At 65.1% G+C, this 14,114-nt stretch carries 15 protein-coding genes; all 15 read right to left on the bottom strand.

What is annotated here, in order from left to right; genetic code table 11:
* Positions 1-63: 63 nt before the first annotated feature.
* Positions 64-843: an indole-3-glycerol phosphate synthase TrpC gene (gene trpC / locus HMPREF3162_RS03100; RefSeq protein ID WP_070776869.1), complete on the bottom strand. Its 780-nt coding sequence runs from the start codon at positions 841-843 to the stop codon at positions 64-66.
* Positions 840-1,130 carry an HGxxPAAW family protein gene (locus HMPREF3162_RS03095; RefSeq protein WP_083318881.1) on the bottom strand — a complete coding sequence of 97 codons (291 nt, stop codon included), beginning with the start codon at positions 1,128-1,130 and terminating at the stop codon, positions 840-842. Before HMPREF3162_RS03095 ends, trpC begins: the two co-directional genes overlap by 4 nt.
* A 78-nt stretch (positions 1,131-1,208) precedes the next feature.
* The gene (locus HMPREF3162_RS03090) at positions 1,209-1,724 is read right to left on the bottom strand and encodes a Trp biosynthesis-associated membrane protein (protein WP_070776868.1); all 516 of its coding nucleotides are present in this window, start codon (positions 1,722-1,724) and stop codon (positions 1,209-1,211) included.
* Complete coding sequence (locus tag HMPREF3162_RS03085; protein ID WP_070776867.1) at positions 1,721-3,259, bottom strand: anthranilate synthase component I; 1,539 nt, start codon at positions 3,257-3,259, stop codon at positions 1,721-1,723. Before HMPREF3162_RS03085 ends, HMPREF3162_RS03090 begins: the two co-directional genes overlap by 4 nt.
* Positions 3,240-3,587, bottom strand: coding sequence for a phosphoribosyl-AMP cyclohydrolase (gene hisI, locus HMPREF3162_RS03080; protein ID WP_070572584.1), 348 nt, complete (start codon positions 3,585-3,587; stop codon positions 3,240-3,242). Before hisI ends, HMPREF3162_RS03085 begins: the two co-directional genes overlap by 20 nt.
* Positions 3,584-4,339 carry an imidazole glycerol phosphate synthase subunit HisF gene (hisF, locus tag HMPREF3162_RS03075; RefSeq protein WP_070572582.1) on the bottom strand — a complete coding sequence of 252 codons (756 nt, stop codon included), beginning with the start codon at positions 4,337-4,339 and terminating at the stop codon, positions 3,584-3,586. The genes hisI and hisF overlap by 4 nt, the downstream gene beginning before the upstream one ends.
* A complete protein-coding gene (locus HMPREF3162_RS03070) occupies positions 4,339-5,844 on the bottom strand; it encodes a carboxyl transferase domain-containing protein (protein WP_070572580.1) in 1,506 nt (501 codons plus the stop codon). Before HMPREF3162_RS03070 ends, hisF begins: the two co-directional genes overlap by 1 nt.
* The gene (locus tag HMPREF3162_RS03065) at positions 5,841-7,034 is read right to left on the bottom strand and encodes a CaiB/BaiF CoA transferase family protein (protein ID WP_070776866.1); all 1,194 of its coding nucleotides are present in this window, start codon (positions 7,032-7,034) and stop codon (positions 5,841-5,843) included. The genes HMPREF3162_RS03070 and HMPREF3162_RS03065 overlap by 4 nt, the downstream gene beginning before the upstream one ends.
* A 51-nt stretch (positions 7,035-7,085) precedes the next feature.
* Positions 7,086-7,955, bottom strand: a complete 870-nt coding sequence (gene hisG / locus HMPREF3162_RS03060; RefSeq protein WP_070572576.1) for an ATP phosphoribosyltransferase — start codon at positions 7,953-7,955, stop codon at positions 7,086-7,088.
* Positions 7,956-7,965: 10 nt separating this feature from the next.
* Complete coding sequence (locus tag HMPREF3162_RS03055) at positions 7,966-8,229, bottom strand: phosphoribosyl-ATP diphosphatase (RefSeq protein WP_070572575.1); 264 nt, start codon at positions 8,227-8,229, stop codon at positions 7,966-7,968.
* 88 nt (positions 8,230-8,317) lie between these two features.
* Entirely contained in the window at positions 8,318-8,989 is a 672-nt protein-coding gene (locus tag HMPREF3162_RS03050) for a nicotinamide mononucleotide transporter family protein (protein ID WP_070776865.1), read from the bottom strand.
* Positions 8,983-9,645: a ribulose-phosphate 3-epimerase gene (rpe, locus tag HMPREF3162_RS03045; protein ID WP_070776864.1), complete on the bottom strand. Its 663-nt coding sequence runs from the start codon at positions 9,643-9,645 to the stop codon at positions 8,983-8,985. The genes HMPREF3162_RS03050 and rpe overlap by 7 nt, the downstream gene beginning before the upstream one ends.
* Positions 9,646-9,655: 10 nt before the next feature.
* Positions 9,656-11,065 carry an RsmB/NOP family class I SAM-dependent RNA methyltransferase gene (locus HMPREF3162_RS03040; RefSeq protein ID WP_070776863.1) on the bottom strand — a complete coding sequence of 470 codons (1,410 nt, stop codon included), beginning with the start codon at positions 11,063-11,065 and terminating at the stop codon, positions 9,656-9,658.
* Entirely contained in the window at positions 11,062-11,976 is a 915-nt protein-coding gene (locus HMPREF3162_RS03035; protein ID WP_070776862.1) for a methionyl-tRNA formyltransferase, read from the bottom strand. The genes HMPREF3162_RS03040 and HMPREF3162_RS03035 overlap by 4 nt, the downstream gene beginning before the upstream one ends.
* Before the next feature lie 27 nt (positions 11,977-12,003).
* The gene (locus tag HMPREF3162_RS03030; protein WP_083318880.1) at positions 12,004-14,109 is read right to left on the bottom strand and encodes a primosomal protein N' family DNA-binding protein; all 2,106 of its coding nucleotides are present in this window, start codon (positions 14,107-14,109) and stop codon (positions 12,004-12,006) included.
* Between the last annotated feature and the right edge of the window lie 5 nt (positions 14,110-14,114).

Genomic DNA, 14,114 nt, shown 5'->3' with positions numbered 1-14,114 from the left:
CGGTTTCGGGGCCGAAGGCGCCTGCGCGCGGGCGGCTTGCTTTGAATGTGCGGCTGGTGGTGTTCAGCGCTGTGCGCGGCCAGCGCGGGTGAACTCGGCCACCGCGGCCTGCGGGTCGCCGTGCTTCACGAGTGCTTCGCCGACGAGCACCAGGTCTGCACCCGCCGCGGCGTAGAGTTCGACTTCAGCGCTCGTGGCCACACCGCTTTCGGCGACCAAGTGCGTGTGCCCTCTGGCTTGCGCCGCCAGCGGTGCAAAGCGGGCCGGGTCGACCGACAGGTCTTTGAGGTTGCGGGTGTTCACACCGAGCACCTTCGCGCCGAGCGCTGTGGCACGAACGATTTCTTCGCTCGTGTGCGCTTCGACGAGGACGGCCATGCCGAGTTCGTGTGCGAGATCGTACAGGCGGCGCATCTGGGAGTCATCGAGGGCTGCGACGATCAGCAGGATGATGTCTGCGCCGTAGGCCCGGGCCTCGTACACCTGGTATTCGTCGACCATGAAGTCCTTGCGCAGCAGCGGAACGTCCACGCGGGCGCGCACGGCTGCGAAGTCCGCCAGGCTGCCGCCGAAGCCGCGCTCTTCCGTCAGCACCGAAATGGCTGCCGCTCCCCCGGATTCATAGGCCGCGGCGAGCTCAGACGGGTCGGCAATGTCGGCCAGTGCGCCCTTGGAGGGCGACGAGCGCTTGACTTCGCAGATCAGCCCGAACTGCTCCGGCGCAAAAGAGCGCGCAGGGGCTGCTGCCGCTGCGCGCTCTTTTATCTGCTCGAGGTCGACACGAGCGCGGCGTTCTTCGAGGTCCTCGCGAACCCCGTCGATGATGTCACCGAGGACTGTCAACGCTGCAGGGTGTTGCGGTGAATCTTCGGTCCAAGGCCGGCCTTGACCAGGACCGGGCCGACAACCGCGCCGAGCACGACGACTGCACAGCCGACGAAGAACAGCGCCCAGCCGCTGGTGTTGACGATGAGGGTGCCGATGCCGGCGACGGCAACACCGACGAACACGAGGATGACGCCGATCCACGCGCCTACGGAGTGCATGTGGCCAGGGTCCTGAATTGCTTCGTAGTCGATGCTCGACTTGTCGAGGTCGGGGGCTCCGTTGCGGTACTTGGTCTTAGACATTGTGCTCCTTCATTCTGCTGTCAGGATTCTCTCACGAAAGGCCGAGTCGCTGACAATCGGCTCGCCACTGTCGGCAGATCATCTGATGTCGTCAGGGTCTTCTCCCCGCGACAGCGCGTCCCAGGCGGCGGCTGGGTCGTCGTCAGGATGGGCTTCACCCTCAGCGGTTCCCGCTCGTTCGAATTTCTGGCTGGTGCGCCATTGATCGCGGCCGAAGCCGACAAACCCCGCGGCGGCAGCCGCTGCCAAGCCGGCCACCACGGCCGTCCACGCCCAGGGTGTGGCATCTTGGCCAAGCGCGATGCCAAGGCTCGCACCGGCGTAGCCGAACCCCAACAGCACCATGAGGATGCCGGTGATTCTGCGGCCGAGCGTGCCCAGCATCGCCAGCAGCAGAGCCGTGACCGCAAATGCCGCCGCCTGTGCTGCAAGGACGGGCGAACCCCCGCCTTCGGAGGCGGCGGGTTCCCCATTGGCCACACCTACCGGACCGGTGCTGCCCGCTGGAGTCAGCATCACGAGTTCACGCGTCGAAATGAACCACAGGATCCCGGCGATCACCAGCAGCAGAAGAACGGACCGGCCGCGGGTCATGCGCGCTCCTCGCGTCCTTCGAGGTATTCCGCTGAGCCTGCTGCCCGCAGCGTCTGCGCGGCAGCGGCCGAATTGAGCACGGATGCGGCCTTGGAGCGCGTTTCCTGATACTCGGCTTCCGGTGCAGAGTCAGCAACCACACCGGCCCCAGCGTAGACGGCAATGACGCCGTCCTTGAGGACTCCTGTGCGAATGGCGATTGCCATGTCGAGGTCCCCGGCGAACGACAAGTAGCCGACAACACCGCCGTACAGTCCGCGTCCGACCGGTTCGAGTTCGTCGATCAGCTGCAGCGCCCGGGGCTTCGGCGCACCCGAAAGCGTGCCCGCTGGAAATGCCGCGCGGATGACGTCCATGCAGTCGACGCCGTCGCGCAGTGTGCCGGTCACGGTCGATTCGATGTGCATGATGTGGCTGTAGCGTGCGATTTCCATGAACTCTGCGACGTCCACAGTTCCCGGCCGACACACTTTTGCAAGGTCGTTGCGCGCCAGATCTACCAGCATGACGTGTTCGGAGCGCTCTTTCGCATCGCCGATGAGCTCTTCGGCCAGCCGCCGGTCTTCGGCTTCGGTCTTGCCCCGGGGGCGCGAACCTGCAATCGGATGTGTGAGGACTTCTCGGTCCTTCACGGTCACGAGCGCCTCGGGTGACGAGCCTATGACGCTGAACGGCTCGCCCTCGGAGTTTTCGATGTCGAGCAGGTACATGTACGAGCTGGGGTTGGTTCGCCGCAGCACGCGGTAGATGTCGAGCGCCGATGCCGAGGTGTCGCTTTCGAAGCGCTGTCCGGGCACAACTTGGAACACGTCGCCGCGGCGGATGTGCTCTTTTGCGGCTTCGACGGTGGTGAGGAAGTCTTCGTGCTCCGTGTGCGATCGCACTGTCGGCTCCGGCCAGTCGAGTGTTGAAATGACCGGTGTGCGCGGGGAGTTGAGATCGTGCAGCATGGCGTCGATCCTGCTGCGCCCGTTCTCGTAGGCCTGCTCGATCCGCTCAGGGGATCCGTCGGCGTTGAGCACGTTGGCCACGAGAGTGATTTCTGCGGTGTAGTGGTCGAACACCACGACGTCACCGGGGATCGACAGGTGGATCTCGGGGATGTTCGAGACGGCGTGCGGACCATCGGCGAGCTTTTCAAAGCGACGGACCGCGTCCCAGCCGATGTAGCCCACAAGCGACGATGTCATCGGAGGCAGATCAACCGGGGGCGGGCTCTTGAGCAGACTGAGCACGTGCGAAATGCCCTCCAGCGGATCGCCGCCTGTCGGTGCACCCGCGGGGACCGTGCCGTGCCAGGTCAGTTCGCCGCCGCGCTGTGCGGTCAGCGTCGACAGGGGGCTGCGTCCCACAAAGGAGTAGCGCTGCCAGGATCCCTGCGAAGCTGATTCCAGCAGGAACGCGCCCGGGCGGCCGTGGGCAACAGCCCGGTAGATCGACATCGGGGTTTCCCCGTCGCCGAGAACTTTCGCGGTGACGGGAACGACCCGGTGATGTTTGCCGAGTTCGCGGAATTCACTGAGCGGCGTGATCATCCATCCTCCTGTCAGAAAAGCACGACGGCGTGTTCGTGTGGCAGGCAGCCCCCGTCTGGCGCACTTCGTACAGAACCGTGTCACCGTCACAGTCGTGGCTGACTCGTACGACCTGCTGTGCGTGGCCAGAGGTTTCGCCCTTCACCCAGTACTCCGCGCGGGAACGCGACCAGTACGTGGCTCTTCCCGTGGCCAGTGTGCGGCGCACCGCCTCGGCATCGACCCAGGCGAGCATGAGCACTTCGCGAGTGTCGTACTCCTGAACGACGGCAGGCAGAAGACCATCGGCGCCATAGCGCAGGTCGTCGGGTCCCCAAACGTCGGTCATCGAACTTCGATGCCCTCTGTGCGCAGAGCGTCTTTCACATCGGCAATTGTGAATGTTCCGTAGTGGAAGACCGAGGCGGCCAAAACCGCATCTGCTCCGGCTCGCACGGCGGGTGCGAAGTGCTCGAGCTTGCCTGCACCACCGGATGCGATGAGCGGAACCGTGATATGCGGGCGCACGTGGCGAATGAGTTCGAGATCGAAGCCCTCCTTGGTGCCGTCGGCGTCCATGGAGTTCAGCAGGACTTCGCCCACGCCGCGCTCCTGGGCTTCGCGTACCCACTCAAGCGCGTCCAGGCCCGTTCCCTTCTTGCCGCCGTGGGTTGTGACCTCATAGCCAGAGGCGGTTTCGCCGCGGCGCACATCGGCAGACAACACGAGAACCTGCGAACCGAAGCGGTCGACGATCTCGCCGATCACCTCGGGCCGGGCGATGGCGGCGGTGTTGATCGACGCTTTGTCAGCTCCACAGCGCAGCAGCCGATCGACGTCTTCGGCGGTGCGGACTCCCCCGCCGACGGTCAGCGGAATGAAAACCTGTTCAGCGGTCTTCTTGACCGCGTCGTACAGGGTTTCGCGGTTCGAACTGGAAGCTCCGATGTCGAGGAACGTCAGTTCGTCTGCTCCGCCGTCGCCGTAGCGGGCAGCGAGTTCAACCGGGTCGCCCACGTCCTGCAGACCCTTGAAGTTCACACCCTTGACGACACGCCCGCCGTCAACGTCAAGGCACGGAATGATGCGCACGGCAGGCATTACACACCCAGCTTTCGGTAGCGGTCGATCCGCTGGTAGCGGCGGCGCGAAGGATGGACGCGCATGAGGTTGATGATTTCGTATTCCAGCGTCTGAGCCACGCGCTCGGAGAATTCACGCGGTTCGGCAGCGGCGTTGGGCTTCTCGGCGATGACTCTGTCGACGATTCCGTGTTCAACGAGCTTTTCGCAGTGCACCTGCTGGGCCTGTGCCATGTCAGCGGCGTAGTCCTTTGTCCGGTGCACGATTGCCGAAGCGCCTTCTGGCGGCAGCGGAGACAGCCAGCCGTTTTCTGCGCTGAGCACGCGATCGGCGGGGATGAGAGCCAAGGCTCCGCCGCCGGATCCCTCACCGAGGATGACCGACACCGTCGGTGCTTTCAGGGCAATGAGATCGGACAGAGACCGGGCGATTTCACCGGCGAGGCCGCCTTCTTCAGCATCCTTGGACAGAGCCGCACCCGGGGTGTCGATGACGGTGACCAGCGGAATGTGCAGTTCATCAGCCAGGCGCATACCGCGGCGAGCCTCCCGCAGGGCCGCCGGGCCCATGGGCTCGTATTTGCGCTGTCCGCGGCGGTCCTGTCCCAGCACAATGCAGGGGGCCGAACCGAACGTGGCCAGCGCAAGAATCATGCCGCGGTCCTTCTCACCCTGACCGGTTCCGTTCAGCGGCAGCACATTGCGCGCCCCGTAGCGCAGCAGTTCGCGTACTCCGGGACGGTTGTCATCGCGCGAGGCGGTGATGATGTCCCACGCGTTGGTGCCGCTGGGCATCGGGTCGGGCGAGGTGTCGGGATTGTCCACCGGGGCCGGAACCTCGAGTGCGCCCATGAGGACGTCGAGGGCTTTCGCTGCGGTTTCTGCCAGCCGCTCAGGCCCCATGACGGCATCCACCAGGCCGCGCCGGTGGAGGTTGTCGCCGGTCTGCACGTTGGTTGGGAAGGGCTCACCGTAGAGCTCTTCGTACACGCGCGGGCCGAGAAAGCCCACGAGCGCGCCCGGTTCGGCGACTGAGAAGTGGCCGAGTGAACCCCACGATGCGAACACTCCGCCCGTGGTGGGGTGGCGCAGGTACACGAGGATCGGCAGACCGGCTTTGCGGTGATCGTTGACTGCGGCGGTGATCTTCACCATCGACAGGAAGGCGACCGTACCCTCCTGCATGCGCGTACCGCCGGAAGCGGGCCCAGCCAACAGCGGCAGGCCCTCGGCTGTCGCCCGCTCGACGGCGGCAGTCAGGCGCTCAGCTGCGGCAATGCCGATTGAACCGGCAAGAAAGCGGAACTCGCTGGCCACAATGGCCACGCGACGACCGCGCACACGGCCTTCGCCGGTGAGGATCGCTTCGTCAGCCCCGGATTTTTCGGAGGCTGCGGCAAGTTCAGCCGCGTATTCTTCGGAGATCCCGGCCGCCGGTGTGATCGGTTCGGTGTCCCAGGATTCGAATGTTCCCTCATCGACGACGAGTTCAATGAGTTCGCGAGCGGAGTAGCGCTTGGTCATGATTCACCGTCCAACCAGGCGCGGATGGCCTCGGAGTCGGCGTTGAGGACAGGAGGTGCTTTGTGGTCGGCGAACGTCGTTTCGACTTCGCCGGCTTCGCCTCCGTCGAAGAAGCGCAGCACCGGCCCTGCCAGGTCCATGTCGCCGACAACCGGGTGGTCGACGGTGATCTTCAGGCCCTGTGAGAGCGCCTGATCCCAGCTGTAGACTTCGTCAATCGTGCGGACGACACCGGCGGGAATTCCCGCCTCGCTGAGCTTCGCGAGGGCTTCTGCGGAATCGAGGTCCGCAAAAGCGCCTTCAACGGCAGCTGTCACGGCTTCGCGATTCTTCACGCGCGCGTCGTTGTCGGCCATGCCCTCAGCTTCGGGGTCAAGGCCGAAGGCGCTGCAGAACTTCTGCCACAGCGACTGGTTGCCCACCGACATCTGGACCGCACCTCCCTCGCCGCCCTTGCAGCGGAAGAGGCCGTAGGGCGACAGCGCCGGGTGGTGGTTGCCGTTGGGTTTGGGTGTCACACCGCCGACGAGCTGCGAAGTGGCCTGGAAGGCGTGCACGCCGACAATTCCCGCAATGAGCGAGGTGCGCACGATCTTGCCCCTGCCGGTCCTTTCGCGCTCAAGCAGAGCCGCCAGGACTCCGAGGGTTCCGTTGATGCCGCCCAGGAGGTCGCCGATCGGCACGCCGACCCGCTGGAAGTCGTCCGGGCCCGAACCCGTGACCGACATGAGCCCCGCCTCGCCCTGGGCGATCTGGTCATAGCCGGCACGGCCGCCTTCGGGACCGTCGTGGCCGAAACCGGTGATGGACAGGATCACAAGGCGTGGGTTGAGCTCCAGACAGCGCTGCGTGGAGAAGCCCAGACGATCCATAACCCCGGTGCGGAAGTTCTCGATGAGAACGTCTGCGCGCTTGATCAGCTCTTCGAGGACGTGCTGGCCGTCCTCGCTTTTGAGATCCAACGCGATGGATTCCTTATTCCGGTTGCACGCCAGGAAGTACGTGGCCTGCTTTTGGTCTTCGGGACCCACGTACTGCGGTCCCCAGCTGCGGGTGTCATCACCGCTGGCGGGGTTTTCCACTTTGATGACCCGCGCGCCGAGGTCACCGAAGATCTGGCCTGCGTGAGGGCCGGCCAAAGCGCGGGATAGGTCTACGACGGTGTAGCCGTTGAGTGGTCCTTGCGACATGTCAGTCCTTCCTGGTGTGGCAGCCGTCGGCGTCGGTGCTGACGGCCGATATCAGATACGACAGGCGTCGATGCGGCTGACGAGGATCGCCCGCGCGCCAACGCTGTAGAGCTTGTCCATGAGAGTGTGCTGTTCAGCCGAGGGCACCATGGCCCGCACGGCGAACCAGCCGCGGTCGTGCAGGGTCGAAACGGTTGGGCTTTCGAAGCCCGGGGTGATGCTGATGGCCGCTTCGAGGTTTTCTTCGGCGACGTCGTAGTCGATGAGCACGTAGTCGCGGGCGACGATGACGCTTTCCAGGCGGCGCAGCAGAATATCGGTTCTGAGTTCGATCTGCTCGGGGTCTTCTGCTTCGCGCGGCGGTCCGTCCCGACCTATGAGCACTCCCTCGGAGCGCAGAATCGGCTCCCCTATTGTCTCCAGTCCCGCAGCCCGCAGGGTGGTGCCGGTTTCGACAACATCTGCGATCGCGTCGGCAACACCCAGTTGGATCGACACTTCGACAGCACCGTCCAGCGGCACGATCGAGGCGCTCATGCCCCGCTGGGCGAGGTCCTGCTCAACGAGTTCCGGGTACGAGGTCGCAATGCTCTTGCCGTCCAGTTCGCGCGTGTTGGCAAAAGCACCGGCCGGGCCGGCGTAGTGGAATCGCGAGGCGCCGAAGCCAAGCGACATGATCTCTTTGGCTTCCGCACCGGATTCGAGCAGGAGATCACGGCCGGTGATGCCGATGTCAAGGATTCCTCGCCCGATGTACACCGCGATGTCGCGCGGACGCAGGTAGAAGAACTCGATTTCGTTGACGTTGTCAGTGTGGGCCAGCGTCTTCGCGTTCGACCGCAGCGAATAGCCTGCGGCGCGGAGCATTTCCGTGGCTTTTTCTGACAGGGATCCCTTGTTCGGGACTGCGACTCTGAGCACGGGGCCTTCCTTACAGGTACCGGTAGATGTCTTCGGGGGTCAGTCCGCGTGCGAGCATCATGACCTGCAGGTGGTAGATCGCCTGGGAGATCTCTTCGGCCAGTTCGCTGTCGGACTGGTATTCGGCGGCCATCCACACCTCGGCGGCCTCTTCGACGACCTTCTTTCCGATCTGGTGCACTCCGGCGTCGAGTTCGGCCACGGTCGAGGACCCTTCCGGGCGGGTCTGCGCCTTGTTCTTCAATTCGGCAAAAAGCTCGTCAAAGGTCTTCACGCTGTCAGATTAGTACACGCCTCGTGCCGTATGTGCCGCGGCTCGCTGTGCGAGAATCACAGCTGCTCACACCCGAGGTGCCCTCGGCTCAGACGGCCTCGTCACCGTGGATTGTGGCAGCGGCCGATGACGGCGACGATATTGTCTGCCTTGACCGCTTGGCCCAGTCGCGCATGCCCATGAGCACCATGATGAGGAAGATGAAGTAGACGATCCCGGAAAAGAGCAGTCCGCCCATAACGGCCAGCGGGATTCCCACGAGGTCGACAGCCAACCACACGAACCAGAATTCGACGATCGCCCTGCCCTGCGCGTACATCGCAGCGAGCGAGCCGATGAAGATGTACGCGTCCGGATAGGGGTTCCAGGACCAGTCCCCCAGTTTCAGCACGGTGCCGAAAACAGCGGTGCCCACAATGAGCGCGGCAAGGAAAACAGCGCGCTCTTTCCACGTTGCCCAGCGAACCTCAATCGAGCCGGTTTCGCTCTTCGACTTCTGCCACGTGCTCCACCCCCACACGGCTGCGGCGATGATGACCACCTGGCGGCTGGCGTTGCCTCCCAGGTGCGCTGACAGGGACGCGCTGAGCAGAAGCAGGGAACCCAGAATCTGCACCGGCCAGGACCACACGCTGCGTTTGAGCGCAAGGCCCACCGTCAGCAGGGCGAAGACATTGCCGATGAGGTCTGACCACGGGACGGCCTTGCCCGCCAGCCAGAAGGCGGGCGTGTTGAGGATTCCGAAGAGGTCTGTCAGCAAGCGTGCTCTCCCGCAAGTTCGCGCAGACACGCAATCTGCGCGGCCGGGCTGTCGGCACCGTATACGGCTGAGCCGGCCACGAAGACATCCGCCCCGGCCTCTGCGGCACGGCCTATGGTCTGCTCCGAGATTCCCCCGTCGACCTGAACTGTCAGTTCGAGATTGGCCGCCGAGATCGCATCGCGGATCCGCTGGATCTTCGGCAGGCACACGTCGAGAAACTTCTGTCCGCCGAAGCCCGGCTCAACGGTCATGATGAGCACCTGATCGAACTCTCCGAGCAGGTCGATGAGCGGTTCGACCGGGGTGGCCGGTTTGACTGCGACGGATGCCTTCGCGCCCAAACGTCGAAGTTCGCGGGCGGTGCGCACCGGAGCAGCCGATGCTTCCAGGTGGAAGGTCACTGACTCACAGCCCATTTCGGCGTAGACCGGGGCGTGCCTGTCGGCATCGGCGATCATGAGGTGCATGTCCAACGGGATGGGCGAAACGGCCTGGATCCGCTCTACAACGGGCGGACCGAAGGTGAGGTTGGGCACGAAGTGGTTGTCCATGACGTCGACGTGCGCCATGTCGGCATCGGCGATTCGGGCCAGTTCGCGATCGAACTGGGCGAAGTCACAGGACAGGATGCTGGGGTTGATGGAAATCGGCACGGGTGTCCTCTCAGGCTGGACGGCGGATGAGGCAGACGAACATGCCGTCGGTTTCGTGCACGTGAGGCCACAGCTGGGCTGCTGTGCCGTCGCCCACGGCGGACGATGCGAAGCTTTCGGCAGGCTGTCGCGTCACCTGGGCCAGGCGGTCGGGTGTGTTGAGAATCTGGGCCTCGGGAGTGTTTTCGGCGAAGGCGCGGACCACGTCAAGGGTTTCGTGTCGGTGGGGTGAGCACGTGGAGTATGCGATGACCCCGCCGGGCGCACACGCCTGCCACGCCGCACGAAGCAGTTCGTCCTGCAGCGGCCGCAGTGTCTGCACGTCTTCGGCGCTGCGCCGCCACCGCGCTTCCGGCCTGCGCCGCAGCGCACCCAGACCGGAGCATGGAACGTCAACGAGAACCCGGGTGAAGTCCCCGGGGTAGGCCTCGGCGAATTCCCGCCCGTCGGCTTTGAAGACTTCGACCGTGTCAGCAAAAGCGCGCGTGCTGTCTACCACGAGGTCGGCTCGGTGCCCGGAGGCGTCGAGCGCTGTCACGGGTGTGTTCCGCTGTGCTGCCGTTGCCGCCAGCACAGCGGTTTTGCCCCCGGGACCTGCGCACATGTCCAGCCATTCCCCGTCTGGGGCGGTGGCTTCGAGCAGTGTGAGCGCTGTCAGCTGCGAGCCTTCGTCTTGCACGCGGGCGCGCCCGGCGCGCACCGCTTCGAGGTTTCCCGGGTCGCCGCGGTCGAGAACAGCGCCCAGGGGCGACAGTTCGGTCGGCGTTCCGGGAAGTTCGCTGCGATCAAGGCCGGGCAGCGCGGTCAGCACAACGGGGGCGGGAACGTTGTGCGATTGCAGCAGCAGATCGATTTCGGATGCGCTGCGCCCGTGAGCGGTGAGCGCCTCTTCAAGGGCGGTGACAATCCAGGCCGGGTGAGAGTACCGCAGGGATTTCGCCTGTGTTTCGGCCAGGCCCGCACTGACTGCCGCAAGCCAGTCGTCATAGCTGCGCTCACCGATCCGACGCAGGACGGCGTTGACGATGCCTGCCGCCCTCGGCAGCGACTGTTTGATGACGGCGACTGTTTCGCCGACCGCCGCGTGGTCGGGAACGCGCATTGCCAAAAGCTGGTGTGCGCCCATCCGCATGGCATTGACCACGGGCGCTTCAAGGCTGTCGACTTTTCGGGATGCGGCTTCGGCGATGATCGCGTCGTACAGGCCGCGGGCTCGCAGTGTGCCGTAGGTCAGTTCAGTAGCCAGGGCGGCGTCGTCTGCCCGCAGGCGCGTGCGCTCAATCTTGCGCGGCAGCAGGAGGTTTGCATAGGCGTCGTCTTCGTCTACGGCGACGAGCACCTCCCAGGCGAGAATGCGGGCGAGATTTGCCTTCTGTCGGTTGTTCCTCCCTCGGCTGCGACGAGCGTCGGGGCGACTCATTCAACGTCTCCCAGGTCAAAGCGAACATCCGGGTTGCCGCGCAGGAAGTCAGCTGCGGCCATGCGCTGCTTGCCGAACGGCTGGACAGTCGGGGCGAATACGGGATGGCTGCCGGTGCCGATGAGCATGCCGCCGTCAGCACTGGCGACCCGTCCCGGTTCGAGTGCGCCGTCTGCGGCTTGGAGCGGACCCAGTTTGGCTCTCTTGCCGTTGATTGTGCTCCACGGTCCCGGAGCCGGCGAGGTGCCGCGGGAGCGTGCGATGAGCTGTTCGGCTGGGCGCCGGAAGTCCAGGTGGGCATCAGCGGCGGTGATCTTGGGTGCGAGTGTGCCCTCATGCGGCTGAGGGGTGAACTGTGCGGTGCCGTTTTCCACGGCTGTGAGCGCATCAGCCAGAACCGCCGCTCCCCTGTCCGCGTAGTCGACAAGGGCTGCACCTGCGTCAGCGTGGTCGAGCGGCAGTTCGAGGGCACTGACAATATCGCCGGTGTCCATACCCTCATCAAGCCGAAACACGGTGACACCGGAAGAGGTGTGCCCGTCGATGAGAGCACGCTGCACGGGAGCGGCGCCCCGATAGTCGGGCAGCAGCGAAAAGTGCAGGTTGTACCAGCCCAGGCGGGCGGCCGCGAGAGATCGGGGGCCGGCCAGCGCTCCGTAGGCGACGACTGCCACGGCATCGACTTCGAGTTCTTCGATCTGCGTGACGGCGTCGCCGACCAGGCGGCTGGCCTCAATGACGGGCAGGCCGAGTTCCTGTGCGGCGATCTTGACCGGACTGGGCGTCAGAACGCGTTTGCGCCCAAGGGGTGCATCGGGACGGGTGAGCACGGCTGCCACGCTGTGCTGCGAGGCCACCGCGCGCAAGGAGGGAACAGCGGGTTCCGGGGTGCCGGCAAACAGGATTCTCACGCCGCTCAGTCTAGTGGGCGGCAGCTGTCACAGAGCGTCGGGATCGTCCATGCGGACGCGAATCTGCGCGTCACCCCGCATGGACCGGGCTGCGGTTTCGGCGGCCAAGTGCTCAGACAGGGTGTTGCCGGTTGCGGCCGGAATGCCGATAACCGCGGTGACGACGGACTCATCGACATCGTCACCGGGTCGGGTGAAGCGGGAACGAGGCGGGCCGTCGCGCAGTTCGTACAGGCGTGCGCCGAACTGATCACAGCAGGCTTCTGAAACGTCTTCGACCGCGCTGCGGGCACCTGTCACCTCGGCTGTTCGCCAGGCCGGCGGGAAGCCGGCCTGCGTTCGATCGGCGGCTTCCGCTGCAGCGTAGACATCGGGATCCCAGCGGGTCAGGGTCCGCACAACATCGGGATCGTCGTCGAGTATGAGCACCCGACCGCCTGCGCGAGACGAGCGAACCATGCCCGCGGCCCGCATGCGCCGGGCAATTGCCCTGTCTGTCGCCCTGAGAACCGGACCGGGCCACAGCGTGTCAAGAAGAACCGCTGCCGCGTATCCGCCATCCACATAAGGCTCGGCACCCGTCGAGGCAACAACGATGTCAGCAGGATCGTCAAGCCGGGAAAACACTCTGCTGCCGCCGGAGCGCACAACGCTGAAGCCGGGAAATGCCCGGCCGAGCTGCGCGTGAATGCCGTCGAGACCGGCGCTGTGGAAGCTGAAGCGCCGACTGCGGCAACTGCGGCAGGACAGGTGCTCGATGTGCCACCCGCAGCGCGAGCAGGCGAAGGGGCCCTCCGGCCCCGCCGCACTCAGCGGGGCTTCGCACGACGGGCAGAGAGCAGGACTGCGGCACGCCGCACACGTCAGAAACGTCGAATAGCCGGTCCGCGGAACCTGCACGAGCACAGGCCCAACAGCGGCATCGCTTTTCGCACGCCCCAGCGCAGCGCGGATGACGCTGAAGACCGCATCCGGCAGCTGGGTCAGGTCACTGACGCTGCGCTGAGTCTGCGGGCAGAAGACTACCGGGGCACCGTCGCGTCGCTCCTGGCGAGAAGTCTGCAGCTGCCCCACCCAGCCGGAGTCGATGAGGAACTGCACGTCGACTGTGCGCGTGCGGTCAACAAACAGCAAAGCGGCACCGGATTGACGGACCCTCTCCTGCAACACAAAGCGCGCATGAACGTACGGTGCGCGCCCAAAAAGATAAGAGTCATTGCCGTCGTCGAACATCTGAATGAGCCCGAGGTCCTGCAGGGGTGCAAAGGCTGCCGCCTGTGTGCCCAGAACCATGCGCGACCGTCCGGTCAGCACGCGAACCCACGCGGCCCATCGTGCTTCTGGACCCTGGTCAGCGCTGAGAACAGAAGTGAACTCAGCAAGCCTCCCGAGCCGACGCTTGACGGCTTCGAGTTCCCGGTAGTCCGGGACGAGCCACAGCACGGTCCGCCCCGCGGCAATCACCCCGGCAGCAGCCTCAAGCCCGAAGCGCACCCAATCGAGACCTCCGGAATCTCCCGGAAGCACCGTGTAGGCACCACGCGGGCCCGGTGGGAACTCAGACGACTCAGACGAACCCGCGTTCTCAGCCCACGAATGCAGTGCCGCAAGGAAATCGGCTTCTGCAGCTGGGGCCGTGTCGGCCTGTGTCGACTCCGAAACGGCGCGGGCGGCCTCAGCTGCCAGTGCTGGATCACCGGGAGCAGATTTCAGAACGCTCTTTTCGCCCCTGGCGTGGCGTGCGGGCACACCCAGTCTGACAACATCGGCCGTTGTTCCGGCAAAGCGCGCGGCAACAGCCGTGCACAGGCCGTACAGCTGCTCACCCAGCACAGGCAGCGGCGAAACAACAGAGGCCAGCGGCGCAAGCTCGCCGTCGACATCGGTCGTATCTGTGCGCTGCACAATGAAACCCGACAGCCTGCGCCCAGAGAACCGGACGCGGACGCGAGCACCGACGACCGCCTCGGCTTCCTGCTCTTCGGTCACCGCGTAGTCGAACAGCCGATCCAGGTGCGGAAGCGGTGATTCCAACAGGACGCGCGCCACGGGACGGTCCGCCGCAGGCTGTGCACCGCCGCGGATCCTCAAACGAGGCTCCTCAGCGTCTGTGAACAGCTGAGCGTCGTCCACAGCGC

The sequence above is a fragment of the Brevibacterium sp. HMSC07C04 genome (assembly GCF_001815905.1).
GTDB lineage: Bacteria > Actinomycetota > Actinomycetes > Actinomycetales > Brevibacteriaceae > Brevibacterium.
This window is presented reverse-complemented; position numbering and strand designations above follow the sequence as displayed.

Excerpts from the sequence above, each read along its gene's own strand:
- HMPREF3162_RS03095 (WP_083318881.1), bottom strand. The coding sequence starts at position 1,130 with ATGTCTAAGACCAAGTACCGCAACGGAGCCCCCGACCTCGACAAGTCG.
- HMPREF3162_RS03090 (WP_070776868.1), bottom strand. The coding sequence starts at position 1,724 with ATGACCCGCGGCCGGTCCGTTCTTCTGCTGCTGGTGATCGCCGGGATC.
- HMPREF3162_RS03085 (WP_070776867.1), bottom strand. The coding sequence starts at position 3,259 with ATGATCACGCCGCTCAGTGAATTCCGCGAACTCGGCAAACATCACCGG.
- hisI (WP_070572584.1), bottom strand. The coding sequence starts at position 3,587 with ATGACCGACGTTTGGGGACCCGACGACCTGCGCTATGGCGCCGATGGT.
- hisF (WP_070572582.1), bottom strand. The coding sequence starts at position 4,339 with ATGCCTGCCGTGCGCATCATTCCGTGCCTTGACGTTGACGGCGGGCGT.
- HMPREF3162_RS03070 (WP_070572580.1), bottom strand. The coding sequence starts at position 5,844 with ATGACCAAGCGCTACTCCGCTCGCGAACTCATTGAACTCGTCGTCGAT.
- HMPREF3162_RS03065 (WP_070776866.1), bottom strand. The coding sequence starts at position 7,034 with ATGTCGCAAGGACCACTCAACGGCTACACCGTCGTAGACCTATCCCGC.
- HMPREF3162_RS03040 (WP_070776863.1), bottom strand. The coding sequence starts at position 11,065 with ATGAGTCGCCCCGACGCTCGTCGCAGCCGAGGGAGGAACAACCGACAG.